This window comes from Pseudoxanthomonas sp. JBR18 (assembly GCF_028198165.1).
Lineage (GTDB): Bacteria > Pseudomonadota > Gammaproteobacteria > Xanthomonadales > Xanthomonadaceae > Pseudoxanthomonas_A.
Genome location: NZ_CP116339.1, coordinates 3000467 through 3023368 on the forward strand (window position 1 = coordinate 3000467; position 22902 = coordinate 3023368).

General features: G+C 63.7%; 20 protein-coding genes and 1 tRNA gene. 20 read left to right on the forward strand and 1 reads right to left on the reverse strand.

The genetic code is table 11. From position 1 onward, the window contains the following. Positions 1–2 precede the first annotated feature (2 nt). Complete coding sequence (tesB, locus tag PJ250_RS13500; protein WP_271648643.1) at positions 3–917, reverse strand: acyl-CoA thioesterase II; 915 nt, start codon at positions 915–917, stop codon at positions 3–5. A 325-nt stretch (positions 918–1242) separates the two neighbouring features. Between tesB and thrS the strand changes: the two genes are divergently transcribed. From thrS to PJ250_RS13600, 20 genes are all read left to right on the forward strand, one after another. Beyond that, positions 1243–3147: a threonine--tRNA ligase gene (gene thrS / locus PJ250_RS13505; protein WP_271645104.1), complete on the forward strand. Its 1905-nt coding sequence runs from the start codon at positions 1243–1245 to the stop codon at positions 3145–3147. Between the two features lie 54 nt (positions 3148–3201). Beyond that, on the forward strand, positions 3202–3729 hold the full coding sequence (gene infC, locus PJ250_RS13510) for a translation initiation factor IF-3 (RefSeq protein ID WP_271648644.1): 528 nt from the start codon (positions 3202–3204) through the stop codon (positions 3727–3729). Positions 3730–4008: 279 nt separating this feature from the next. After that, positions 4009–4206 (forward strand): 50S ribosomal protein L35, encoded by a 198-nt coding sequence (rpmI, locus tag PJ250_RS13515; RefSeq protein ID WP_014160066.1) that lies wholly within the window; start codon positions 4009–4011, stop codon positions 4204–4206. A gap of 11 nt (positions 4207–4217) precedes the next feature. Further along, entirely contained in the window at positions 4218–4577 is a 360-nt protein-coding gene (gene rplT, locus PJ250_RS13520) for a 50S ribosomal protein L20 (RefSeq protein WP_271645105.1), read from the forward strand. Positions 4578–4732: 155 nt separating this feature from the next. Beyond that, on the forward strand, positions 4733–5728 hold the full coding sequence (gene pheS, locus PJ250_RS13525) for a phenylalanine--tRNA ligase subunit alpha (protein ID WP_271645106.1): 996 nt from the start codon (positions 4733–4735) through the stop codon (positions 5726–5728). Between the two features lie 70 nt (positions 5729–5798). Beyond that, on the forward strand, positions 5799–8174 hold the full coding sequence (pheT, locus tag PJ250_RS13530; protein ID WP_271645107.1) for a phenylalanine--tRNA ligase subunit beta: 2376 nt from the start codon (positions 5799–5801) through the stop codon (positions 8172–8174). A gap of 16 nt (positions 8175–8190) precedes the next feature. Continuing rightward, positions 8191–8496 (forward strand): integration host factor subunit alpha, encoded by a 306-nt coding sequence (locus PJ250_RS13535; RefSeq protein ID WP_271645108.1) that lies wholly within the window; start codon positions 8191–8193, stop codon positions 8494–8496. Further along, entirely contained in the window at positions 8489–8845 is a 357-nt protein-coding gene (locus PJ250_RS13540) for a MerR family transcriptional regulator (RefSeq protein WP_271645109.1), read from the forward strand. The genes PJ250_RS13535 and PJ250_RS13540 overlap by 8 nt, the downstream gene beginning before the upstream one ends. Positions 8846–8957: 112 nt before the next feature. After that, positions 8958–9034 (forward strand) — tRNA-Pro (locus PJ250_RS13545). Positions 9035–9552: 518 nt separating this feature from the next. Then, on the forward strand, positions 9553–10254 hold the full coding sequence (locus PJ250_RS13550) for a polysaccharide biosynthesis/export family protein (RefSeq protein ID WP_271645110.1): 702 nt from the start codon (positions 9553–9555) through the stop codon (positions 10252–10254). After that, entirely contained in the window at positions 10251–11660 is a 1410-nt protein-coding gene (locus PJ250_RS13555) for a GumC family protein (RefSeq protein WP_271645111.1), read from the forward strand. Before PJ250_RS13550 ends, PJ250_RS13555 begins: the two co-directional genes overlap by 4 nt. A 298-nt stretch (positions 11661–11958) precedes the next feature. After that, the gene (locus PJ250_RS13560) at positions 11959–13419 is read left to right on the forward strand and encodes an undecaprenyl-phosphate glucose phosphotransferase (protein ID WP_271645112.1); all 1461 of its coding nucleotides are present in this window, start codon (positions 11959–11961) and stop codon (positions 13417–13419) included. A gap of 4 nt (positions 13420–13423) precedes the next feature. Next, the gene (locus PJ250_RS13565; RefSeq protein WP_271645113.1) at positions 13424–14743 is read left to right on the forward strand and encodes a polysaccharide biosynthesis protein GumE; all 1320 of its coding nucleotides are present in this window, start codon (positions 13424–13426) and stop codon (positions 14741–14743) included. Continuing rightward, positions 14740–15870: a glycosyltransferase family 4 protein gene (locus PJ250_RS13570; protein WP_271645114.1), complete on the forward strand. Its 1131-nt coding sequence runs from the start codon at positions 14740–14742 to the stop codon at positions 15868–15870. The genes PJ250_RS13565 and PJ250_RS13570 overlap by 4 nt, the downstream gene beginning before the upstream one ends. Positions 15871–15899: 29 nt before the next feature. Then, a complete protein-coding gene (locus PJ250_RS13575) occupies positions 15900–16961 on the forward strand; it encodes a glycosyltransferase (RefSeq protein WP_271648645.1) in 1062 nt (353 codons plus the stop codon). Positions 16962–16965: 4 nt separating this feature from the next. After that, positions 16966–18453 (forward strand): lipopolysaccharide biosynthesis protein, encoded by a 1488-nt coding sequence (locus PJ250_RS13580; RefSeq protein WP_271648646.1) that lies wholly within the window; start codon positions 16966–16968, stop codon positions 18451–18453. A 120-nt stretch (positions 18454–18573) separates the two neighbouring features. Further along, positions 18574–19809 carry a polysaccharide pyruvyl transferase family protein gene (locus tag PJ250_RS13585; protein ID WP_271645115.1) on the forward strand — a complete coding sequence of 412 codons (1236 nt, stop codon included), beginning with the start codon at positions 18574–18576 and terminating at the stop codon, positions 19807–19809. A 37-nt stretch (positions 19810–19846) separates the two neighbouring features. After that, entirely contained in the window at positions 19847–20983 is a 1137-nt protein-coding gene (locus PJ250_RS13590; protein WP_271648647.1) for a GumK N-terminal domain-containing glycosyltransferase, read from the forward strand. 94 nt (positions 20984–21077) lie between these two features. Then, positions 21078–21866 carry a polysaccharide pyruvyl transferase family protein gene (locus PJ250_RS13595; RefSeq protein ID WP_271645116.1) on the forward strand — a complete coding sequence of 263 codons (789 nt, stop codon included), beginning with the start codon at positions 21078–21080 and terminating at the stop codon, positions 21864–21866. Beyond that, entirely contained in the window at positions 21853–22662 is an 810-nt protein-coding gene (locus tag PJ250_RS13600) for a WecB/TagA/CpsF family glycosyltransferase (protein ID WP_271645117.1), read from the forward strand. Before PJ250_RS13595 ends, PJ250_RS13600 begins: the two co-directional genes overlap by 14 nt. Positions 22663–22902 lie beyond the last annotated feature (240 nt).

Here is a 22902-nt window from a genome sequence, read left to right on the forward strand (position 1 = left end):
CTCTATTCCTTGGCCGGCACGTGGGCGGCATCGCCAGCGGTGGGCACCACCCGGACCAGGCCTTCCTGCGCGGTACTGGCCACCAGGCGACCTGCGCGGTCGAAGATCAGCCCGCGGGCCATGCCACGCGAATTCTGCGCGGTCGGGCTGTCGATGGCGTAGAGCAGCCAGTCGTCCGCGCGGAACGGGCGATGGAACCACAGGGCATGGTCCAGCGAGGCCATCTGCACATTGGGCTGGTAGTAGCTGATGCCGTGCGGGAAATTGGCCGTGCCCAGCAGTTGGTAGTCCGAGGCATAGGCCAGCAGGGCGCGGTGCAGCTCCGGCGAATCGCCGACCGGTTCGCTCAGCCGGAACCAGAACTGCTGGCGCGGCGGCAGGCGCTGCGGATCCAGCTCGTTGCGCGGCTGCACGTGGCGGAACTCGAACGGACCCAGCCGGTTGAGCCAGCGCTGCACCTTGGGCGGCAGGGTCGCCATGACCTCCGCTGGCACCGAAGGCTGTTCATCGATGGCTTCCGGCGCCGGCACCTGCGGCATCTCCGGCTGGTGCTCGACCCCGGGTTCGTCGCCCTGGAAGGACGCCGCGCAGAAGAAGATCACCTTGCCGTGCTGGATCGCGGTCACCCGGCGCACCGAGAAGCTGCCGCCGTCGCGCGTGCGGTCCACGTCGTAGACGATGGGGGCTTCCACGTCGCCAGCGCGCAGGAAGTACGCGTGCAGCGAGTGCGCGCGCCGCGCACCAGCCGGATCGACGGTGGCCTGCGCCGCGGACAGCGCCTGCCCCAGCACCTGGCCACCGAAGACGTACTTGGTGCCGATGTCCCGACTCTGGCCCCGGAACAGGTTGTCCTCCAGCCGTTCCAGGGACAGCAGGTCGATCAGTTCGGCGACGACGGGTTCAGGCGGCACGGGCAGCGCGGTCACGGCGGGGTTGGGCGGCAGTATAGCCGCGCCCCCCGGGCGGCCCGCGGGTTATGGAGGCTCGGCCGATGGGAGATTTCGCCCCAATCCGCGCTATCATCGGCGCCTCATTCCGTCCCCCAAGGGAACAGGTGGCCCGCGCCCTGCGCCGGCCGAGCGTGCGACATGAGCACTACCACCGCCCACTGCTGACTCGCCACGTGGACCCTGCTTGCAAGGCGCCCACAGGGCGCCTTTTGTATTTCAGGCTTTTCGTCCCCAATTCCCGTCATGCCGCGCGGCCGCTGCCGCCGGCGGCCCCAGACCGACTCGCAGACCCATGATCACCATTACTCTTCCCGACGGCAGCCGCCGCGAATTCGAAGCCCCCGTTTCCGTCATGCAGGTGGCCCAGTCCATCGGCGCGGGCCTGGCCAAGGCCACCGTCGCCGGTGCCGTGGACGGCGTGCTGGTCGACGCCAGCGATGTGATCGACCATGACGCGGCCCTGCGCATCATCACGCCCAAGGACGCCGAGGGCGTGGAGATCATTCGCCACTCCTGCGCGCACCTGGTCGGCCACGCGGTCAAACAGCTGTATCCGGACGTGAAGATGGTCATCGGCCCGGTCATCGCCGAAGGCTTCTACTACGACATCTACTCCGAGCGTCCCTTCACCCCGGAGGATCTGGAGGCGATCCAGCAGCGCATGGGCGAGCTGATCGCCGAGGACTACGACGTCATCAAGAAGATGACCCCGCGCGCGGAGGTCATCGAGACCTTCAAGGCCCGCGGCGAGGATTACAAGCTGCGCCTGATCGAGGACATGTCCGACGATGTCCAGGCCATGGGCCTGTACTACCATCAGGAATACGTGGACATGTGCCGCGGCCCGCACGTGCCCAATACCCGCTTCCTCAAGGCGTTCAAGCTGACCCGCATTTCCGGCGCCTACTGGCGCGGCGATGCCAAGAACGAGCAGCTGCAGCGCATCTACGGCACCGCCTGGGCCGACAAGAAGCAGCTGGACGCCTACATCCAGCGCATCGAGGAAGCCGAAAAGCGCGACCACCGCCGCATCGGCAAGCAGCAGGACCTGTTTCACCTGCAGGAAGAGGGCCCGGGCCTGGTGTTCTGGCATCCCAAGGGCTGGGCGCTGTGGCAGGTGGTCGAGCAGTACATGCGCCGGGTCTATCGCGAGAGCGGTTACGGCGAGGTGCGCTGCCCGCAGATCCTGGACGTGTCGCTGTGGCAGAAGTCCGGCCACTGGGACAACTACCAGGAGAACATGTTCTTCACCGAGTCGGAGAAGCGTACCTACGCGGTCAAGCCGATGAACTGCCCGGGCCACGTTCAGGTGTTCAACCAGGGCCTGCACAGCTATCGCGACCTGCCGATCCGCTATGGCGAGTTCGGCGCCTGCCACCGCAACGAGCCCTCCGGCGCGCTGCACGGCATCCTGCGCGTGCGCGGCTTCACCCAGGACGATGGCCACATCTTCTGCACCGAGGCGCAGATCGAATCCGAGGTGACCGCCTTCCACCAGCAGGCGCTGAAGGTGTATTCGGACTTCGGCTTCCAGGACATCCAGATCAAGATCGCCTTGCGCCCGGAATCGCGCCTGGGCGACGACGCTACCTGGGACAAGGCCGAGGACGCGCTGCGCTCGGCCCTGCGCAGCTGCGGGGTGGAATGGCAGGAGCTGCCGGGCGAAGGCGCCTTCTATGGCCCAAAGATCGAATACCACCTGCAGGACGCCATCGGCCGCACCTGGCAGCTGGGCACGATGCAGGTGGATTTCATGATGCCGGCCCGGCTCGGCGCCGAGTATGTCGACGAAAACAGCCAGAAAAAGCACCCGGTCATGCTGCACCGGGCGATCGTCGGCTCAATGGAGCGTTTCATCGGCATCCTGATCGAGCACCATGCCGGGGCCTATCCGGCCTGGCTGGCGCCGGTCCAGGCCGTGGTGGCCAACATCACCGATGCCCAGGCCGAGTATGTCGACGAGGTGAAGAAAATCCTTGCGAATCAAGGCTTCCGGGTCGTTTCGGATTTGCGGAACGAGAAAATCGGCTATAAGATCCGCGAGCATACGCTGCAACGGGTCCCCTACCTGCTGGTGGTCGGCGACCGCGAGAAGGAAAATGGCGCTGTTGCCGTGCGCACGCGCTCAGGCGAGGATTTGGGCACAATGAGCGTCCAGGCATTCGCCGAGCGGCTGCGCACCGAGCACGCAGCGTGATCAAGGAGCCGACACCGGACGGGTGTCGGCCCACCCCATAACGGAGACTGCAACATCAGTACCCCTGACAACAAGCAAAACCGAAAGAACCAAGAGATCCGCGTTCCGCGCGTCCGCGTGATCGGCAGCGGCGGCGAGATGATCGGCGTGCTTTCGCGTGACGAAGCGCTGGCCATGGCCGAGGACGAAGGCCTGGACTTGGTCGAGATCCAGCCACAGGCCGACCCGCCGGTGTGCAAGATCATGGACTTCGGCAAGTTCAAGTTCGAAGCCCAGAAGAAGGCCAACGAGGCCAAGAAGAAGACCAAGCAGGTCGAGATCAAGGAACTCAAGTTCCGCCCGGTCACCGACGAAGGCGACTACCAGATCAAGCTGCGCAACATGCGCCGGTTCCTGGAAGAGGGTGACAAGGTCAAGGTCAACATCCGCTTCCGCGGCCGCGAGATGAGCCACCAGGAATTGGGGCGCGAGATGGCCACGCGCATCGAAAACGACCTGGGCGAGGACATCGTGATCGAATCGCGCCCGCGCCTTGAGGGTCGGCAGATGGTCATGATGATCGCGCCGAAGAAGAAGCAGTAACCCCTTCGCCGGCGCCTGCGGGTGCCGCGAGGCTGGCAGCGAGACCGGGCATGGCCCGGTCTTGTCATGTCTGGAGTGGGCGGCAAAGCCCCTGATTTGCAAGGAAAACGCGCGCCATGTATCATGCGCGGCCCGGTTTCGTGCCGGGCTGGCCCTCGGGTCAGATGGAACCCGTCATGATCCTTGCGGATCAGTGACTTACAAGCCGGTTCGGGCAGGACGGAAAGTGTGGCGCAGCCACCGCCCAGGCCAGTTATCGAAGACCACAAGGATCTAGCAATGCCCAAGATCAAGACCCACCGGGCGGCTGCGAAGCGTTTTCGCAAGACCGCGTCGGGCAAGTTCAAGGCTGGCCACGCCAACCGTAGCCACATCCTCACCAAGAAGGCGACCAAGCGGAAGCGCGGTCTTCGTGCGACGAACATCATTCGCGCCGAAGATTCCGGCCGTTTGAACCGCATGCTGCCCTACCTCTGAGGATATAGACCATGGCACGAGTCAAGCGTGGCGTTACCGCACGTCGCCGTCACAAGAAGGTCCTGAGCCGTGCGAAGGGCTATTACAACGCCCGTCGCAAGGTGTTCCGCGTTGCCAAGCAGGCCGTCATCAAGGCTGGCCAGTACGCGTACATCGGCCGCAAGCAGAAGAAGCGCAACTTCCGCTCGCTGTGGATCACCCGCATCAATGCGGCGGCCCGTCTGAACGGTATGAGCTACAGCCGCTTCATGAACGGCCTGCTCAAGGCTGGCATCACCCTGGATCGCAAGGTCCTGGCGGACATCGCCGTCCACGACGCCGCCGGCTTTACGGCGCTGGCTGAAAAGGCCAAGGGCGCGCTCGCGGCGTAATGCACCCTCCGCACCGGTCCGCTTCGGCGGGCCGGTGGCCAACCGGAGAGCGGCAGACATGCATGGGGAAGGGCGCAAGTCCTTCCCCATGTTGTTTTTGGCGACCCGTAAAGGTGTGCGGGTCCGCCGGAATCCCAAAGGACTTCCAAGGACCGATGAGCGAAATCGAATCCCTCACCGCGCAGGCGCTGGCCGACATCGCTGCCGCTGGTGCACCCGATGCGGTCGAATCCCTGCGCGTGGCGCTGCTGGGCAAGAGCGGCCAGGTCACCGCCCAGCTCAAGCAACTCGGCACCCTGCCGGCCGATCAACGCAAGGCGGCTGGCGAATCCATCAACCGCGCGCGTGACGCGATTTCGCAGGCGCTGTACGAGCGCAAGGCCGTGCTGGAAGATGCCGCGCTCGACGCGCGCCTGGCCGGTGAAGCCATCGACATCACCCTGCCGGGCCGCAACGGCGGTCGTGGTGGCTTGCACCCGATCACCCGCACCCTGGAGCGCATCGCCGATATCTTCGGTCGCCTGGGCTACGAGTTGGCCGATGGCCCGGAGATCGAGGACGACTGGCACAACTTCGAGGCGCTGAACTTCCCGCCGCACCATCCGGCGCGCGCCATGCACGACACCTTCTATTTCGGCGATGGGCGCCTGCTGCGCACGCATACCTCGGGCGTGCAGGTGCGCTACATGGCCGAGCATCAGCCGCCGTTGCGCATGATCGCCGCGGGCAAGGTGTATCGCAGCGACAGCGACCAGACCCACTCGCCGATGTTCCACCAGGTCGAGGGGTTGCTGGTCGACGAGCATTCCACCTTCGCTGATCTCAAGGGCACGCTGGCCGAGTTCGTGCGCGCCTTCTTCGAGCGCGACTTCGAGATGCGCTTCCGGCCCAGCTATTTCCCATTCGTGGAGCCCGGTGCCGAAGTGGATATCGCCTGGCAACAGCCCGATGGCAGCACCCGCTGGCTGGAAGTGCTGGGGTGCGGCATGGTCCATCCCAACGTGCTGCGCGCCAGCGGCATCGACCCGGAGCGCTACACCGGCTTCGCGTTTGGCATGGGCGTGGAGCGCTTTGCGATGCTGCGCTATGGCGTGAGCGATCTGCGTGCGTTCTTCGAGAACGACGTGCGCTTCCTGCGCCAGTTCGCCTGATCGCTGATCCTCGCATTCCCGCATCGACGGCGGCGCCGCCTGCGGCCCGCGCCACGGAAAAGATCCCACGATGAAATTCTCAGAAAACTGGCTGCGCAGCCACGTCCCCACCAGCGCCTCGCGCGACGAGCTGTCCGCGACGCTGACCGCCATCGGTCTGGAAGTCGAGGAGGTCACGCCGCTCGGGGGCGGGCTGGACAAGGTGTTAGTGGCGCGCATCGTCGAATGCGCCAAGCACCCGGAAGCCGATCGCCTGCAGGTCTGCCAGGTCGACGCTGGCACCGGCGAGCACCTGCAGATCGTCTGCGGCGCGCCGAATGCGCGCCCGGGCCTGATCGCGCCCCTGGCCATGGTGGGGGCCACGCTTGGAGAGATCACCATCAAGGCGGCCAAGCTGCGCGGCGTGGCATCCAACGGCATGCTGTGTTCGGCCAAGGAACTCGGCGTCGATGCCGATGCGTCCGGCCTGCTGGAGCTGCCGAGCGATGCGCCTGTCGGCACCCCGATCGCCGATTACCTCGGTCTCCCGGACGCCAGCATCGAAATCAAGCTGACGCCCAACCGGGCCGACTGCTTCAGCGTGCGCGGTATTGCCTTCGACGTGGCCGCTGCCTGCGGCAGTCAGGTGCTGCCCTTCGACGCCACGCCGGTCGCCGCCGAGCACGACCGCGCGTTGCCGATCGCGCTGGACGCTGGTGCCGACGCGCCACGCTATTGCGGTCGCATCATCGAAGGCGTCGATGCGACCGCGCAGACCCCGGTGTGGCTGGCCGAGCGCCTGCGCCGCAGTGGCGTGCGACCGGTGTCGCTGCTGGTCGACATCACCCAGTACGTGATGCTGGAGCTGGGCCAGCCGATGCATGCCTTCGACCGCGACCTGCTCACCGGCCCGATCGGGGTGCGCAAGGGCCGGGCCGGCGAATCGGTGCAATTGCTCGACGGTCGCACCGCGGCGTTGGACGAGGGTTTCCTGGTGATCACCGATGCCGATCGCCCGGTCGCGCTGGCCGGGATCATGGGCGGCCAGGACACCAAGGTGACCGACGCCACGCGCAATGTGTTCCTGGAATCGGCGTACTTCGCGCCGTCGGCCATCATCGGCCGTGGCCGTCGCCTGGGCCTGCACACCGATGCATCCCACCGCTACGAGCGTGGCGTCGATCCGGCGCTGGCACCGCAGGCGATCGAAGTGGCCACGCGCCTGATCGTCGAACTTGCCGGCGGTGCTCCGGGTCCGGTCGTGCAGGCGTCCCTGGACGAGCATTTGGTGGCGCCCGCGCCGATCGCGCTGCGTCGCGCGCGCGTGTCCCGCGTGCTCGGCCTGGACATCGCCGATGCCGACATCGAACGCATCCTGCGTGCGCTGGGAATGCAGGTCGGCGTGACGGGCGAGGGCTGGTCGGTGATCGCGCCGAGTCGCCGCTTCGACATCGCCATCGAAGAGGACCTGATCGAAGAGCTGGCCCGCATCCACGGCTACGACCGCATTCCGGCCACGCTGCCGGGCGGCGCGACGCGTATTGCGGCCGGCACCGAAACGCGGCTCGACGCCGCGACCGTGCGCCGCCAGCTGGCCGCGCGCGATCTGCTGGAGACGGTCAATTTCGCCTTCGTCGATGCCCAGTTGCTGGACAGTTGGGGCCTGAACGACGGCGCGGTGCCGCTGGCCAATCCGCTGAGCAGCGAGCTGGGCATCATGCGCACCGGTCTGCTGCCGGGTCTGGTCTCGACCCTGCAGCGCAATGCGGCCCGCCAGGCTGGCCGGATCCGTCTGTTCGAACTGGGCAACGTGTTCGCGGCGGCCGGGCAGGGCCAAGCGCCGCGCGAAACCCTGCGCGTGGCCGCGGCCGTGTGCGGCGATGCGCACGCCGAGCAGTGGGGCGAGGCGTCGCGTGCAGTCGATTTCCACGACCTCAAGGGCGACCTGGAAAGCCTGGCCGCCGCCTCGGGCGCGGTGTTGACCTTCCAGCCGGCCGAGGAGGGATTCGGGCATCCCGGGCGCTCAGCCCAGGTGCTGCGCGACGGCGTGGTCATCGGCTGGATCGGGCAGTTGCATCCGCGCCTGCTCAACGCGCTGGACCTGGACGTGACGGTGTTGGGCTTCGAGGTCGATCTGGCGCCTTTGGTGGAGCGTGCGTTGCCCCGCGCGGGCGGGGTCTCGCGCTTCCCGTCGGTGCGCCGTGATCTGGCCTTCACCGTCGTCGAGGCGGTGCCGTTTGCCGCGATCGAGCAGACCGTGCGGACGGCCGCCGGTCCGCTGTTGCGACAGGTGCTGCTGTTCGACCGCTATGTCGGCCCAGGGGTCGAAAGCGGTCAAAAGAGCCTCGCTATGGGCTTGATTTTGCAGGACAACACGCGCACATTGAATGACCGCGATGTGGATCTGGTGGTGGCCGAGACGGTCGCCGCGCTGGCGCGCGAGCACGGCGCCCGCATCCGCGGTTGAGGCTCAGGGGACACTGATGGCATTGACCAAAGCGGAGATGGCGGAACGCCTGTTCGATGAGGTGGGTTTGAACAAGCGGGAAGCCAAGGAATTCGTCGACGCGTATTTCGACGTGCTGCGCGACGCTCTGGAGCAGGGGCGTCAGGTGAAGCTATCGGGTTTCGGCAACTTCGATCTGCGGCGCAAGAATCAGCGCCCGGGTCGCAATCCCAAGACGGGTGAGGAGATCCCGATCTCCGCGCGAACCGTGGTGACCTTCCGCCCAGGCCAGAAGCTCAAGGAGCGGGTCGAGGCTTACGCTGGAGGCGAGTCGAATGCTTGATCCGGGCAGTAACCGCGAGCTGCCGCCGATCCCGGCCAAGCGCTACTTCACCATCGGTGAGGTCAGCGAGCTGTGCGACGTCAAGCCGCACGTCCTGCGCTACTGGGAAACCGAGTTCCCCAGCTTGGAACCAGTCAAGCGTCGCGGCAATCGACGTTATTACCAGCGCCACGACGTGCTGATGGTGCGGCAGATCCGGGGCTTGCTCTACGAGCAGGGCTATACGATCGGCGGTGCGCGTCTGCGTCTGGAGGGCGATGGGGCCAAGCAGGAGTCCGCGCTCAGCAATCAGATCGTTCGACAGGTCCGTCTGGAACTGGAGGAAGTGCTGCAGCTGTTGCGGCGCTAGCGGTCCGCGGCGTCATGCTGGCGCCTTAAAGTCGCAAGGCGGGGTGCCCGTCGATCGACTTATCCGGTATGATGCGCGGCCCGCCTGCTGGCGGGTCATGTTTTTGCGAAGTCGGGGCGTAGCGCAGCCTGGTAGCGCATCTGCCTGGGGGGCAGAGGGTCGTCGGTTCAAATCCGGCCGTCCCGACCATTCGCAGACCTGTAGAGACCAGTAGAAGCATAAGGCGCCTGGCGAAAGCCGGGCGTTTTTGCTTCTTGTTGATTAGGTTGATCTACGTCCCACTTTCACGTGTTCTCGACCAGCGGTGAAGGCATATTGAGCTTGCTGAGTTGCAAGTAACCGTTGCGCCTTCCCGTGTTCACGATTGTGGTCAGGAACTGCTGGCCGGATACGTGGGTGCCCGGCGTTTAAAAATTGGTGCAAAGCAGCATCATTGCAAGCTTTCCGGACAATCGACGGCCTCACGCTGTCCGCTCTTTTCCTGAACTTGCGTGATGTAAGTCACATGAATTCATTTTGTTTGAAGTCTGGAGGCCTTCTGACCGCTGTGCCATAGTCAATCGTAGACCGTGTTCACCTTGGGCCTGCGGATGCTTTTCTCAAGTCCGGTGACGCTTGCACACCTCCTCGCAATGCGCTCCGCCTGCGCTGGTACGACCCGCAGGCGACGCGGGCTCCCCTTACTCACAAGGTAAAGACCAACCTTCATGGCCCTAGCCTCTTCCTCCAAAAGTCCATTCGTATGGCTCGCGTTGATGTGCCTGGTGTTTCTCACCAGTTGCAGTGCAACGCGCGGCATGCAGTCCTCATTGCCCGCGCCTGACCCGTTGGGCGAAATCAAGGAAACGCCGGAATACCGTATCGGTGCCGGTGACCTGATCCAGATCCAGGTCTTCCAGATCGAGGATCTCGAGCGCCAGGTCCGCGTCGATAACGAAGGCATGATTTCCTTGCCCCTGATCGGCAACATCAAGGCGGCAGGCCTGACCCGTAGCGAGCTGGAGGCGGAGATCACCCGGCGCTACGGCAGCAAGTTCCTGCAGGATCCCCAGGTATCGGTGCTGATCCAGGAGTTCACCAGTCAGCGCGTGACGGTCTCCGGCGCGGTTTCCAAGCCTGGCAACTATCCGCTCAATGGTGCGACCCAACTGACGCTGCAGCAGGCACTGGCCGAGGCGCAGGGCGTCAGCGACCTGGCCAGCCGCCAGAACGTGGTGGTGTTCCGCCAGATCGATGGTCAGAAGATGATCGCGCGCTTCGATTTGACGGAGATCGAGAAGGGGAAAGACCCCGATCCGGAGATTTATGGCGGTGACATCGTCGTGGTCTACCGTTCCGATGCACGCCTGCTCCTGCGTACCGTCCTGGAGCTCACTCCCTTTGTCATGGTCTTCAGGGCTTATCGATGAGTAGCGCCGATCACAGCCCCGTGCACAGCCACGCCAAACATGCCGACGTGACGCTTGCCGAGTACTGGCACGCCATCGTGTCTCGACGCTGGCTCATTGCCGGGATCACGATCCTGGTGGCCGCCGCCGTCCTGGTCGGGACCCTGCTCACCACGCCGCAATACCGGGCGACCACGACGTTGCAGATCAATCGCGATGCGATGAACGTGGTCAACATCGAAAACCTGATGCCCGCGGAGTCGCCGATGGATCGCGACTTCTACGAGACGCAGTACGAACTGCTTCGTAGTCGCACGCTGGCCCAGGAAGTGATCCGCAAGACCCATCTGGCGGATCACCCGGCCTACAAGGACATCGCCCAGAAGGCGGCGGAAAACGCCGCGGCGGGCGCGGAGGGTGACCAGGCTTCAGTCCAGAAGCGGCAGCAGGAGGCCGTCGAGCGCGCACTGACTGCCGATGTGCTGGCCGGGTTGGAGGTGGAGCCGGTTCGCAACTCGCGTCTGGCCAAGGTGCACTTCAGTTCGCCCGACCCGGCCCTGTCCGCGCAGGTCGCCAACGCGTATGCCAGTACCTTCATTGCGGACAATCTGCAGCGGCAGTTGGATGCGTCGACCTTCGCGGTCAAGTACCTGTCAGAGCGTCTTGACCAGCTTCGCGGCAAGGTGGAAGAGTCTGAGCGCGCACTGGTTGATTACTCGGGTGATCAGCAGATCGTGTCGGTGGGCGACGACCAGCCTTCGCTGCCAGCGCAGAACCTGAGCGGACTCAATGGCATGCTGGCCGCATCCCAGACCGCGAAGATCCAGGCCGAAGCCGCCTGGAACGAGGCGCGGGGCGGCAATGGGCTGAATCTACCCCAGGTGGTCTCCAGTCCGCTGATCCAGCGTCTGCGCGAAGCGCAGGTGGACATGGAAAGCGAGTACAACCAGAAGCTGGCGACCTACAAGCCGGACTATCCGGAAATGATGCGCCTCAAGGGACGCATCGAAGCCGGGCGCCGCCAGATTCAGCAAGAGATCGGCGTCATCCGGGCGTCTTTGAAGTCGCAATATGATGCAGCGGCGCAGCAGGAACAGTTGACCGAACAGCAGATCAATTCGCTCAAGCACGATCAGCTGGACCTGCAGGAGCGAAGCATCCGTTACAACATGCTCAAGCGGGACGTGGACACCAATCGCCAGATCTACGACGCGCTGTTGCAGCGCTTCAAGGAAATTGGCGTGGCGGGGAATGTCGGGGCCAACAATATCTCGGTCATCGATCCGGCCGAGATCCCGGGATCCCCGTACTCGCCCCGTCTGCCAGTCAATCTCGCACTGGGCATTGTGTTTGGCTTCTTCCTTGGATTGGTCATTGCATTGGTATTGCATTTGGTCAGCTCGATGAGGCGTGCGTCCCGGGGGTAGGTGCAACGGATTCACGCTGCCGACCTCAGCGTGAATCCTTCACCACGAACGTGCACCACTACACAGAATGCTGACGTCTTTCATGAGAGTGTTGCGTCGCACCACGCTCCAACTGTGCGACTATTGCCGTGCGGTAGATGGCACAGCACTCTCGAGTGGTACTTAAAAGGTACCGTCAACGGCCAAGGGGCAGGTGGATTCACGCACCTGCAGCGGCCGGAGGCGGGCGATTTCGACGTCTTGTATCGGTATTGGCGATCCCCCGCGCCGTGCCGGAATTGGATAAACGGAGAACGCCATGCTCTTGGCTGATTTGAGCGGCGGTGCTTACACCACCTCGTCGCCGCGCTTGCTTACGAAGTACTCTGCAGCAGCTGACGTGGTGCTGCGGGTCTCTGACATCCTGGTCGTCATCGCGGCGGCCCTGGTTGCCTATCGCCTGCGATTCGACACCTGGCTGCCGGCGGCAGGCTACAGAATGGTGATTGGAACCACGCTGCTGTATGCAGTGATCTGTTTCAGTGCCTTCCCGCTGTACCGCAGTTGGCGCGGCCGTGGGCTGGGGCGCGAGATCCTGGTTCTGGGGATGGCATGGACGGGCGTGTTTGCGCTCTTCGCCGTGCATGCCCTGATCGTCCAAATGGGGCAGTTCGTCTCCCGCGCCTGGGTCGGCACCTGGTATCTCACCGGGTTTGTGGCACTGGTCCTCTCCCGGACAGCGCTCCGCAACGGCCTCAATGTGCTGCGAAGCAATGGCATGGACGTGCAGCGCGTCGTGGTCATTGGCTTGCGTACCCCTGTCTTCCGTCTGCAGAAATATCTGGCCCGAAACAACTGGGTCGGTCTGCAGATGGTGGGTTACTTCCAGAGCCGTTACGACATGGTGCCCAGCGCGGCGTCCAGCCAGCTTCCGTGTCTGGGCATCTCCGCCCCAGAGGAGCTTGAGCGGTACCTGCAGCAGAACACCATCGAGCAGGTATGGATTTCCATGCCGCTTGGCGATCGCGACCGGATCAAGGCGTTGCTCCAGGTGCTCGACCGGTTCCCGATCACGGTCAAGCTCGTGCCCGACCTGTTCGACTTCGGCATGCTGAACCAGCAGGGCGAGCAGATCGGCAACGTGCCGGTGATCAATCTGCGCCAGGGCGGCGTCGATCGCGACAACTATTTCGTCGTGGCCAAGTCGCTGCAGGACAAGTTTGTCGCCATCGCCGCGCTCGCGGTGCTGTGGCCCCTGCTGCTCGCGATCGCCATTGGCGTGAAGCTGAGCTCCCCCGGCCCGGTGTTCTTCCGCCAGAAGCGCAACGGCCTTGGCGGCCGCGAGTTCTACATGCTCAAGTTCCGCTCGATGTACGTGCAGCAGGAAGGGGCGGTCGAAGTGAAGCAGGCCACCAAGGGCGATGCACGCATCACCCGTTTCGGTGGGTTCTTGCGGCGTACCAGCCTTGACGAGCTTCCGCAGATCTTCAACGTGCTTGGCGGCAGCATGTCCATCGTGGGGCCGCGCCCGCATGCGGCGCAGCACAACACCCACTACGAGAAGCTCATCAATCACTACATGCAACGCCACTACGTCAAGCCCGGCATCACCGGCTGGGCGCAGGTAAATGGCTTCCGTGGCGAGACGCCTGAGCTTCGGACCATGAAGAAGCGTGTGCAGTACGACCTTGATTACATCCGCCGCTGGTCGTTGTGGCTGGACTGCAAGATCATCGTGCTGACGGCGTTCCGCGTGCTTGGCCAGAAGACCGCGTACTGACCCCATGGCTGCTGTACCTCATCACGTGGTCTCCGGGCCTGGCCCGGAAGCCCGCGCGGTCGCGCATCCGCTGCGGGATCTTTTCATCGAGTTGCTGTTGCTGTTCTCGGTCGGTTACAACTTCGTTCTCGCGATTGTGAATGCGCAACTGGTCTCGATTTCGCCAGCGATGACCTACGCGGCGGAGTTTCTGATCTACGCCAGTTGTTTCGGTATCGGCATCTGGACCATGGAGCGCCAAAAGATCGTGGCGATCCTGTCCGGGATTGGCTTGGTCGCCGCGGTCATGCTGTTTCGCTACCTGATGGAATGGCATGTCGATGCCAAGTTCATCCGCGATGCCCTGATCCCGTTTGCGTTCCTCGTGCTCGGCACCAGCTACGGCGGCTCGTTGCCGCGTCTGTTCCTGCGCATGGCGATCATCGTCAGTCTGATTGGCGCGGTGGAGCTGACGGCCCCCGATCTTTATGGCAACGTCGTCAACCCCAAGAGCTACTACGTGAACACGCGTGGCGCGGATGCGAGCGGCTTCTGGAACCAGGACAGTAATCTGTTCGTCAGCGCGACGCGCCCTGGCGAGCGCAACTTCCTGCCGGGCAGCGATTTGCCGCGTGCTTCCTCGATCTTTGTCGAGCCGGTGACAACCGGTAACTTCATCGTGTTCTTCTGCGCGATCGTGCTGGTGTTCTGGAGATCCTATCGGCCTGCTCAGCTCGCGCTTTGCGGTCTGCTGCTGCTGTTTCTTGTCGTTGCCTCAGATGGGCGGCTGGCGGCCGGAACCAGCATTCTCCTGTTGATGGGGGCGCCTTTGCTTCGTCGGATGGATCAACGCCTCTCGTTTCTGATCATGCCCCTGACCGTCCTGGGGGCGATGCTGCTGGTGTGGATCACACGGGTGTCCGCCTACGAGGACACCACGCTGGGGCGCATCTATCTGACCGTGCATGCCTTGCGAGAGATGCCGGCCGAGGCGTGGCTTGGCCTCAACTTCGACGTGCCTTACACGTATTTCGACAGTGGCATTGCGTATTTCGTTGCGTCGCAGTCGATCATGGTCGTGGGAGCTTTTCTGCTGGCTTTTGCATTTGGCCTGGAAATGCCCACGCAGGACGGCCAGGCGTTCAAGAACTTCTTCATGCTGGCGTTCTCGACCAGTCTCCTTGTCTCCAATAGCCTGTTTTCCGTCAAGTCCGCCGCATTGTGGTGGTTCGTATGCGGCGCGATGTGGCAGTTGCGCGATGTGCCTTGGGTCGCTGGCGCGGCGGGGCCGTTCGGAAAGCGAGTGCGCTCTTCTCGCAGCGCCGCGGATGGGGTTGTTTCGTGAAAGTTGTGCATGTCGTGCGGCAGTTCCATCCATCGGTTGGAGGGATGGAGGACGTGGTCCTCAACGTGGCCAAGCATCATCGTGAGGCGAGCGGCGATGCGGTTGAAGTGGTGACACTCGATCGTGTGTTCAGTCAGCCCGAGCTCGCGCTGCCTGCGGAAGAGGTTCATCGCGATATTCCAGTCAAGCGTCTGTCCTGGTCTGGATCCAGCCGCTATCCCATTACGCGTGGTGTGCTTCAGGCGATCAAGTCGGCGGACGTCGTCCATGTCCATGGCATCGACTTCTTCTACGACTACCTTGCGGCCACCCGGTTGGTACATCGCAAGCCGCTGTTGGTTTCAACGCACGGTGGCTTTTTCCATACCGCCTATGCGTCAAGGTTGAAACAGCTCTGGTTCGGAAGCATCACGCGGGCTTCGGCACGTGCCTATCAGCGTGTGATCGCGACGAGCGAGAACGATGGGGCGGTCTTTTCCAAGGTTGTCGCGCCCGAGCGCCTGCGGGTGATCGAAAACGGTGTCGATGTCACCAAGTTTTCCGGTCGCGGCAGCGGCCAGAACGGGCGGACGTTGATCTATTTTGGTCGTTGGTCCGTCAACAAGGGGCTGATCGACACGCTGGACCTGTTCGGCGCACTGCGTTCGCGCAACCCGGAATGGCGCTTGATCATTGCAGGTCGTGAGTACGATCTGACGCGCGCGGACCTTGAGCGCGAGATCGGCGCGCGGGGCCTGAAGGACCATGTCGATATTGCTGTCTCCCCGTCAGAGGACGAATTGGGACGGCTCATCGAACAGGCACAGTACTTCGTGTGTCTTTCCCGTCATGAAGGGTTTGGAATCGCGCCCGTCGAAGCCATGAGCGCCGGCTTGATTCCGATCCTGAGTTCGATCCCGCCCTTTGTTCGGCTTGTCGACGAGTCTGGATTGGGTGTGATCGTAAACCCTTCAGACGCGGGCACCAGCGCAGATGTCGTGCAGGCCTACGTCGGGATCGATGATGAAACCTTCATTCGCCGCCGCCAGGACGCCATGCAATATGTGCAGCGGTACGACTGGCAACATGTGGTCGGACGCTACGTCGACGAGTACCACGCGGCGCTTGGCGCGGGAGGCCGGGCTTGAGCGCTGCTGAGGCGAACGTTGGCGTGGGTTTGGGAGCGCGTCCGGTACTCACGGTGCTCCAGCAGTTCAATGCGCCGACACCCAAGACCAATCCCTATTTGATCCAGCTGTTGCGCGCGCTTGAACCGATGGTGCGGGTCCAATTCTGGTCGCTGCGTCGCGCTTTGCTGACCCGCTATGACGTCGTCCACCTGCATTGGCCTGAATATACGATGCGCCATTCCAGTGCGTTGGGGCGCCTGCTCAGGCAGGCGGCGGTCGCACTGTTGTTGTTGCGCTGGACGTTGATGCGCACGCCAGTGGTGAGGACGCTGCACAACCTGGAGCCCCATGAGCGTGGTGGGATCATCGAATCGGTGCTGCTCAGGTGGATGGATCGCCTTGTGGTGCGCTGGATCCGGATTAATGCAACGACTGAGGCGCGCCTGCCCGCGACCGACACGGTGCTCCACGGCCATTACCGGGACTGGTTTGGTGCGCAGTCGCTTCGCCCGGTGCCGGGAAGGTTGCTTCATTTCGGCCTGATTCGTCCCTACAAGGGGGTCGAGGTGCTGCTTGATGTCATGGCAGGACTCGCCGACCGGGGGCTCGCCCTGCGGATCGTGGGAAATCCTTCCGACGCGGCGATGCGCGAGTTGGTGGAACGCAAGTGTGATGCGGATGCCAGGGTGAGCGCCCTGCTGCAGTATGTCGACGATGCCACCCTGGCGCGGGAAGTCGCTGAAGCGGAATTAGTGGTCCTGCCCTATCGAGAGATGCACAATTCCGGCACGCTGCTACTTGCGTTGTCGCTGTCGCGGCCCGTCCTCGTGCCGCGCACGGGCAACAATGAGGCGGTTTCGGCGGAAGTTGGCGAAGGTTGGGTCTTGATGTACGACGGTGAGCTGAGCCCGGAAGTGGTTGAAGAAGGACTGCGCCGCGCGCGCGCATTGGGTGGTGGCGGAAGCCGGCCCGACCTGTCCCGCCGTGAGTGGCTACGCGCGGGGCAACAACACTATCGGACGTATGCTGCTGCAATCCGCGCACGCCGTGCACGCGGTCGCAACAGCGGCATGGAACGCCGGCGCGTCATTGCAAGCAAGGGGCGTTGAGGCCATGTCAGCGACGGCGCAAGACGGGCCTCCGGGATCGACCTCGGGGCTAGGCTCCCGGGCGGCTGCTGGTGCGGCCAAGACCATGTTGGGGCAGGGTGCTCGCATGGTGGTGCAGTTTGGCGGGATCATCTTGCTGGCCCGCCTCCTGAGTCCGGAAGACTACGGTTTGATGGCGATGGTGACCGCCCTGGTCGGGATCTGCGAGATCTTGCGGGATTTCGGTCTGTCCTCGGCGGCCATCCAGGCCAAATCCCTTTCCAAGGAGCAGCGCGACAACCTGTTCTGGCTCAACAGCGGGATCGGGCTGATCCTGGGTCTGACGGTGTTTGCCGGCGCGGGCGCGATTTCGCGCTTCTATCACGAGCCACGCCTGATCGCCGTCGCACAGGTCATGTCGGTGACCTTCCTGCTCAGCGGGATGAACACCCAGTATCGGGCCCACTTGAGTCGTGGCCTGCAGTTCGGTCGTCTGGCCATGAGCGATGTCGGCGGCCAGAGTCTGGGCCTGATCGCCGGCGTGTGTGCCGCGCTCTACGGCTTGGGGTATTGGGCACTGGTCATCCAGCAGGTCGTGGGTGCGTTCATCGGGCTGTTGGTCTCCGCCATTGCGTCCAGGTGGCTTCCGGGGCGGCCGCATCGTGGCGTGCCCATGCGCAGCTTTCTCACATTCGGCGGCCACCTGATGGCGGCGCAGATGCTGGGCTATGTCAGCCAGAACATCGGGCAGGTCGTGATCGGCTATCGCATCGGTGCCGAGGCACTTGGCCTGTACAACCGCGCGTTCCAGTTGCTGATGATGCCGTTGAATCAGATCAACGCTCCGGCGACGACCGTCGCGCTGCCCGTGCTTTCCAAACTTCAGGACGAGCCGTCGCGCTATGCGGCATTTCTGCTGCGTGGGCAGACGGTGATGATCCATGTGATCGTCGCCATTTTCTCCTTTGCCTGCGCTCAGGCCTCGCCGCTGATCATTCTGTTCCTTGGCCAGAAGTGGCAGCCCGCTGTCCCCATCTTCCAGATCCTGACCCTTGGGGGAATCTTCCAGGTGGTGGCCTATGCGGCCTACTGGGTGTTCTTGTCGCTGGGGCTCACGCGCGAGCAGCTGACCTACTCGGTGCTGGTCCGGGTGCTGACCATCTGCTGCATTTTCGCAGGCGTGCACTGGGGTGCATTGGGCGTCGCCGTGGGCTACTCCACGGGTTTGGCATTGACATGGCCAATCTCGGTGATCTGGGTCACACGCGCCGGCAAGGCGCCCGGCATGGCGATGTTCAACAACGGACTGCGCGCCATCATTGGCTACGGTGTCTGCGCCGTCGCGTCCTGGTCCGCTTCCCATCATTTCGCCAATACGCCGGTCATGGAACTGGTTGTCGGCCTGCCGACGATCATGCTGGCCTTTGGCGTGGTCTGCCTGGTGTGGCCGGCCTTCCGCCGCGACGTCATGACCATCCTGAATAGCCGGGATCTTCTCCGTCGTCGCAAGTGATTCAAGCGGCCCGGTTGCCGCCCCTTAAGCTCTGCTCGTTCGATTTCGAACGTCTCACCAGCTGCCACGCGAACCGTTACCCGGATGCTGCGCGTGCATCCCCCGAACTGGAGACGTGTCTTGAACCAGAACAACAGCAAGCGCTTCGGCTATTACGCGGAGCGACTCTTCTCGCGTGGTCGTCATCCCGGCTTCCTGCGGCGCGCCGGTCGTGCAATGTTCCGCTGGGTGGCGCCCCGCCAAGGCACCGGTCCGCATGTACTGCTGGCCCCGCCTGGTGGTGGCAACATCGGCGACCAAGCCATGATGAATGCGTACCTGGAAAATGTCGCCGGCCCGGTGGTGATGGTGGTCAGGCGTGGCGACGCCGCTGTCCAGCAGCCGATCGCTGGCGAACGTGTGGACTGCATCGAGTTGGAGCATCTGGTGTATGGGGGCGGCTTGCTGCATTTGCGCGACGTGGTGCGCTTCGCGCAAGTGCTCCGCGGTGCCAGGTCACTGTCCATCATCGGCGCGGACATCATGGACGTTGCCTACAACGCCATGGCCTCGGTGCATCGCGCCAATCTCGCGTCCTGGTCGGCGGCTGCTGGGATTGACACGCGGGTCCTTGGCTTCAGCTGGAACGGCGCGCCGCATCCACTCGCATCGGTAGCCCTGCGCGAAGCGTCGCGCAATGGCGTGCGACTGTTTCTGCGGGATCCGATTTCCGCGTCGCGTGCGCGTGAAGCCGGGCTGGAAAACGTCCAGGACGTAATGGATACGGTATTTGCCGCATCCAGACAGGAGGAAGGGAAAACCTTGCGCCGTATTCAGGCTTTCGCCCAAGGTGGCGCCTACGCGCTGGTCAACGCCAGCGCGCTCGTGGCCGCTGGCGTCGATCAATGTGATGAATATGAAGCCGTCGTCCGTACGCTGCTTGATCGGGGGCTGCGGGTGGTCCTGCTTCCCCACGTTTCCCGTCCAAGCGGCGATGACAAGCGTGAACTGGAAGCGCTGCACGCACGCGTGACGGATCCTGGTGTGATGCGCGTCAACGAACTGCTGACGCCGGAGCAAGTACGCTGCATCGCACAACACGCGCGCTTGGTCATCACCGGACGCATGCATCTGGCCATCCTCTCGCTGTCAGGCGGTACGCCCGCAATCACTTTGGCTACACAGGGCAAAGTGGAAGGTCTCATGCAGATGTTCGGGACAGAAGAGCTCTGCATCGCGCCGAAGGCCGGATTCGGCGCGCGTGTCGTATCGCTCGTGCGTAAGCTGTTGGATGATCAGGGCCGTACCGAGCAACAGATCGTTTCACGCCTCCCCCACGTGTCACTCCTCTCCAGGAGGAATTATGTCGGTCTCTGACCTCGAAGCTGACGCGATCGAGCGACCTGCGCCGCCAGTGCAGGTCGCATCGATTCCCCAGCAACGGTATCTCGTGCTGTCAGCGCACGATTACCGGACGCCGCGTCGCGCCAACATTCATTTCATTACAGATGAACTGGCCAAGCGCGGCCCCACGCGCTTCTTTTCACTGCGCTACAGCCGTCTTTCCCGGATGAAGAAAGACATGCGCCTGCCGCTGGACGCCACCTCCAACCAGATCGTCAAGCACAAGGGCGTGGAGTGCTATCTGTGGCGGACCTTCGTCCACCCCTTCAATACGCGGCGCGCCTGGTTGCGTCCGGTTGAGAATGCGATGTTTCGCATGTATGCGTCCAACCCGCCGGCGGTGCTGGAGCAGTGGATCCGCGAAGCGGACGTCATCGTGGTCGAAAGCGGCACGGCGGTGGCGTTCATTCGCCTGGCCAAGCGACTCAATCCCGACGCACGCTTGGTCTATCGCGCCTCCGATGGCCTGAGCACCATCGAGGTCGCTGAGTTCATCTCGCGCGAATTCGATGATGTCTGCGGGATGCTGGACTCGATTGCGTTGGTCTCGCCGGTCATGGCCGATGAGATCAACAGCCAGCACAACGTCTATCACGTCGGCCACGGCGTGGATCCCAAGCTCGATGAGATGGGCGATCCGAATCCCTACGACGAGGAAGGCATCCATGCCGTGTCGGTGGGATCGATGTTGTTCGACCCGGCCTTCATCGCCCACGCCAGCCATGCGTTCCCGCAGGTGACCTTCCATGTGATCGGCTCCGGCCAGGGTCGGCACCCGGACTATGCCGATAACGTCATCGTCTACGGCGAAATGAAGCATGCTGACGTGGTGCGCTACATGAAGCACGCGCGTTTCGGCATTGCCCCCTATGCATCGGAGCAGGTGCCGGCCTACCTGGCCGATAGCTCGATGAAGTTGCTGCAGTACGATTTCTTTGGGTTGCCTGCGGTCTGTCCGCATGCCGTGGTCGGGACCTACGCCTCCCGCTTCGGCTACACCCCCGGTGACGAGGCCTCGATCCGAAGCGCGATCGAGTCGGCCCTCAATGCGCCGCATGTGCGCCATCGGGAATGCCTGGACTGGCCGCAGACCACCGATCGTCTGCTGGAGCCGGAGCGCTATCCGGAGATCCGCGTCGAATCTTGACCATTGGCGCGTCTGCGCTGCAGGCGCAATGGACGGGCCTTGCAGGGGAGGTGGCCGGACGGTTGGAGGCGCGCCTCGCCCCTAGGAGTGTGATGTGACTTTTCTTGAAAATCTTGTTGAGCGCCGCGAGCGCAAGGCGCTGTTCTGGTGGCAGCCCAAGGATGGCTCAGTCAATGTTGGCGACCATCTTTCCAAGGTGCTGGTGCAGCAGGTGCTCGCATTGCGGGACACCAACCTGTTGGCCAAGCGTCCCGGGACCCCGCGCCTGCTGTGCGTCGGTTCGGTGCTGCACTTTGCGGAGGATGGCAATGTCGTGTGGGGGAGCGGGATCAACGGCAAGATCCCGGATTCGGCGCATCGTTACAGCCAGCTCGATATTCGCGCGGTGCGCGGTCCGTTGACCCGTGAATACCTGCAGCGTCGCGGGCTGGAAGTTCCGGAGGTCTACGGCGATCCTGCGCTGCTGACCCCTCGCTTCTTCGAGAAGCGGCTGCTCATGCCCGAGACCCAGCGCCCTTACGCGATCGTGCCGCACTTCAATGAGCCCATCGAGAAGTACGCCGATTACGCGGACAAGCTGATCTCGCCCCGCATCGAGCCGGCTGCGTTCGTCCGCCAGCTGCTTGGGGCCGAGCGCATCGTGAGCAGCTCGTTGCACGGCGTGATCCTGGCCGAGGCCTACGGCATCCCGGCCGTCTATCTGGACTGGGGCAACGGCGAGGATCGGTTCAAGTATGACGATTACTACGCAGGCACCGGGCGGATGAGCTGGCGGTCGGGCAACTCGGTCGAGGAGTGCCTGGACATCGGGGGCAACGACGCGTTCGATCTGGCTCAGATCCAACAGGGTTTGATGGATGTGTTCCCGTATGACCTCTGGTAACGCAGTGGCTGCCCCGGATCCGATCTCCCTGCACGCTCGGTTCGAGGGCGAATACGTGCCGCTGGGGGGCTATCCGATCCTCAGCACGGACCTGGAGACCTTCAGCCGGAGATTGCTGGAGATGCTGGAGTCGGGAGGCCGGCAGTGCGTGTTCTTTGCCAACACCAATTTCGTGGTGGAGTGCCGCGGACTGCGCGAGGTCCTGGACGCGCCTGGGGTGACCATCGTCAACGACGGCATTGGCTTGGACCTGGCAGCGATGATGGTGCACCGCCGCCGGTTTCGGGAGAACCTCAACGGGACCGATCTGATTCCCTCGCTCTGTCAGCGCAGCCATCGCCCGCTGCGGGTCTTCCTGCTGGGTGCCAAGCCCGGCATTGCGGATGCGGCGGCCAAGACCCTGGCCGAACGCTATGGCCAGCAGGTGGTCGGCGTCTGCGATGGCTATGGCCAGATGCGGGCGCAGGGCACGCAGTTGGTGGATACCATCAACCAGGCACGCCCGGACATGCTGTTGGTGGCCCTGGGCAATCCACTGCAGGAGCGCTGGATCCTTGAGCATCGCGCCTCGCTGGACGTGCCGCTCGCCTTTGGTGTGGGGGCGCTCCTGGACTTTCTGTCCGGCAACGCCAGGCGCGCGCCGGCTTGGGTGCAGCGGATCCACATGGAGTGGGCCTTCCGCCTGTTGCATGAGCCGCGCCGCCTGCTCAAGCGTTACAGCATCGACTTGTTTACGTTCTTCGGCGTGTGTCTGCGCGCGCAGCGTCGGGCTGTTCAGGCCGAGCGTGCGGGCTGACGTGGTCCGCTCGGTCAGGCCCTGTCTGCCGGTGGGCACGGTCTAAACGGTCTCACGACAGAGCGCCCACGACGGCGCCATGCCCATTACGGCGCGCATGATTGCCGCTGTAAGGGTTGGCGCTCGAAGGACGGGGTTCCCCGAAGGGCCACTGTCGGCCTCTGAAAAGTGGCGCTACCGGCAGGACGAGCGATCCAATCAGCCGTGGGACGTCGGCGAGTTGGCCCCCAAGGGCGAGAC

Excerpts from the sequence above, each read along its gene's own strand:
- PJ250_RS13600 (WP_271645117.1), top strand. The coding sequence starts at position 21,853 with ATGACCTCTGGTAACGCAGTGGCTGCCCCGGATCCGATCTCCCTGCAC.
- rplT (WP_271645105.1), top strand. The coding sequence starts at position 4,218 with ATGGCACGAGTCAAGCGTGGCGTTACCGCACGTCGCCGTCACAAGAAG.
- PJ250_RS13555 (WP_271645111.1), top strand. The coding sequence starts at position 10,251 with ATGAGTAGCGCCGATCACAGCCCCGTGCACAGCCACGCCAAACATGCC.
- PJ250_RS13540 (WP_271645109.1), top strand. The coding sequence starts at position 8,489 with ATGCTTGATCCGGGCAGTAACCGCGAGCTGCCGCCGATCCCGGCCAAG.
- pheT (WP_271645107.1), top strand. The coding sequence starts at position 5,799 with ATGAAATTCTCAGAAAACTGGCTGCGCAGCCACGTCCCCACCAGCGCC.
- PJ250_RS13565 (WP_271645113.1), top strand. The coding sequence starts at position 13,424 with ATGGCTGCTGTACCTCATCACGTGGTCTCCGGGCCTGGCCCGGAAGCC.
- PJ250_RS13550 (WP_271645110.1), top strand. The coding sequence starts at position 9,553 with ATGGCCCTAGCCTCTTCCTCCAAAAGTCCATTCGTATGGCTCGCGTTG.
- pheS (WP_271645106.1), top strand. The coding sequence starts at position 4,733 with ATGAGCGAAATCGAATCCCTCACCGCGCAGGCGCTGGCCGACATCGCT.
- PJ250_RS13560 (WP_271645112.1), top strand. The coding sequence starts at position 11,959 with ATGCTCTTGGCTGATTTGAGCGGCGGTGCTTACACCACCTCGTCGCCG.
- PJ250_RS13580 (WP_271648646.1), top strand. The coding sequence starts at position 16,966 with ATGTCAGCGACGGCGCAAGACGGGCCTCCGGGATCGACCTCGGGGCTA.
- rpmI (WP_014160066.1), top strand. The coding sequence starts at position 4,009 with ATGCCCAAGATCAAGACCCACCGGGCGGCTGCGAAGCGTTTTCGCAAG.
- thrS (WP_271645104.1), top strand. The coding sequence starts at position 1,243 with ATGATCACCATTACTCTTCCCGACGGCAGCCGCCGCGAATTCGAAGCC.
- PJ250_RS13535 (WP_271645108.1), top strand. The coding sequence starts at position 8,191 with ATGGCATTGACCAAAGCGGAGATGGCGGAACGCCTGTTCGATGAGGTG.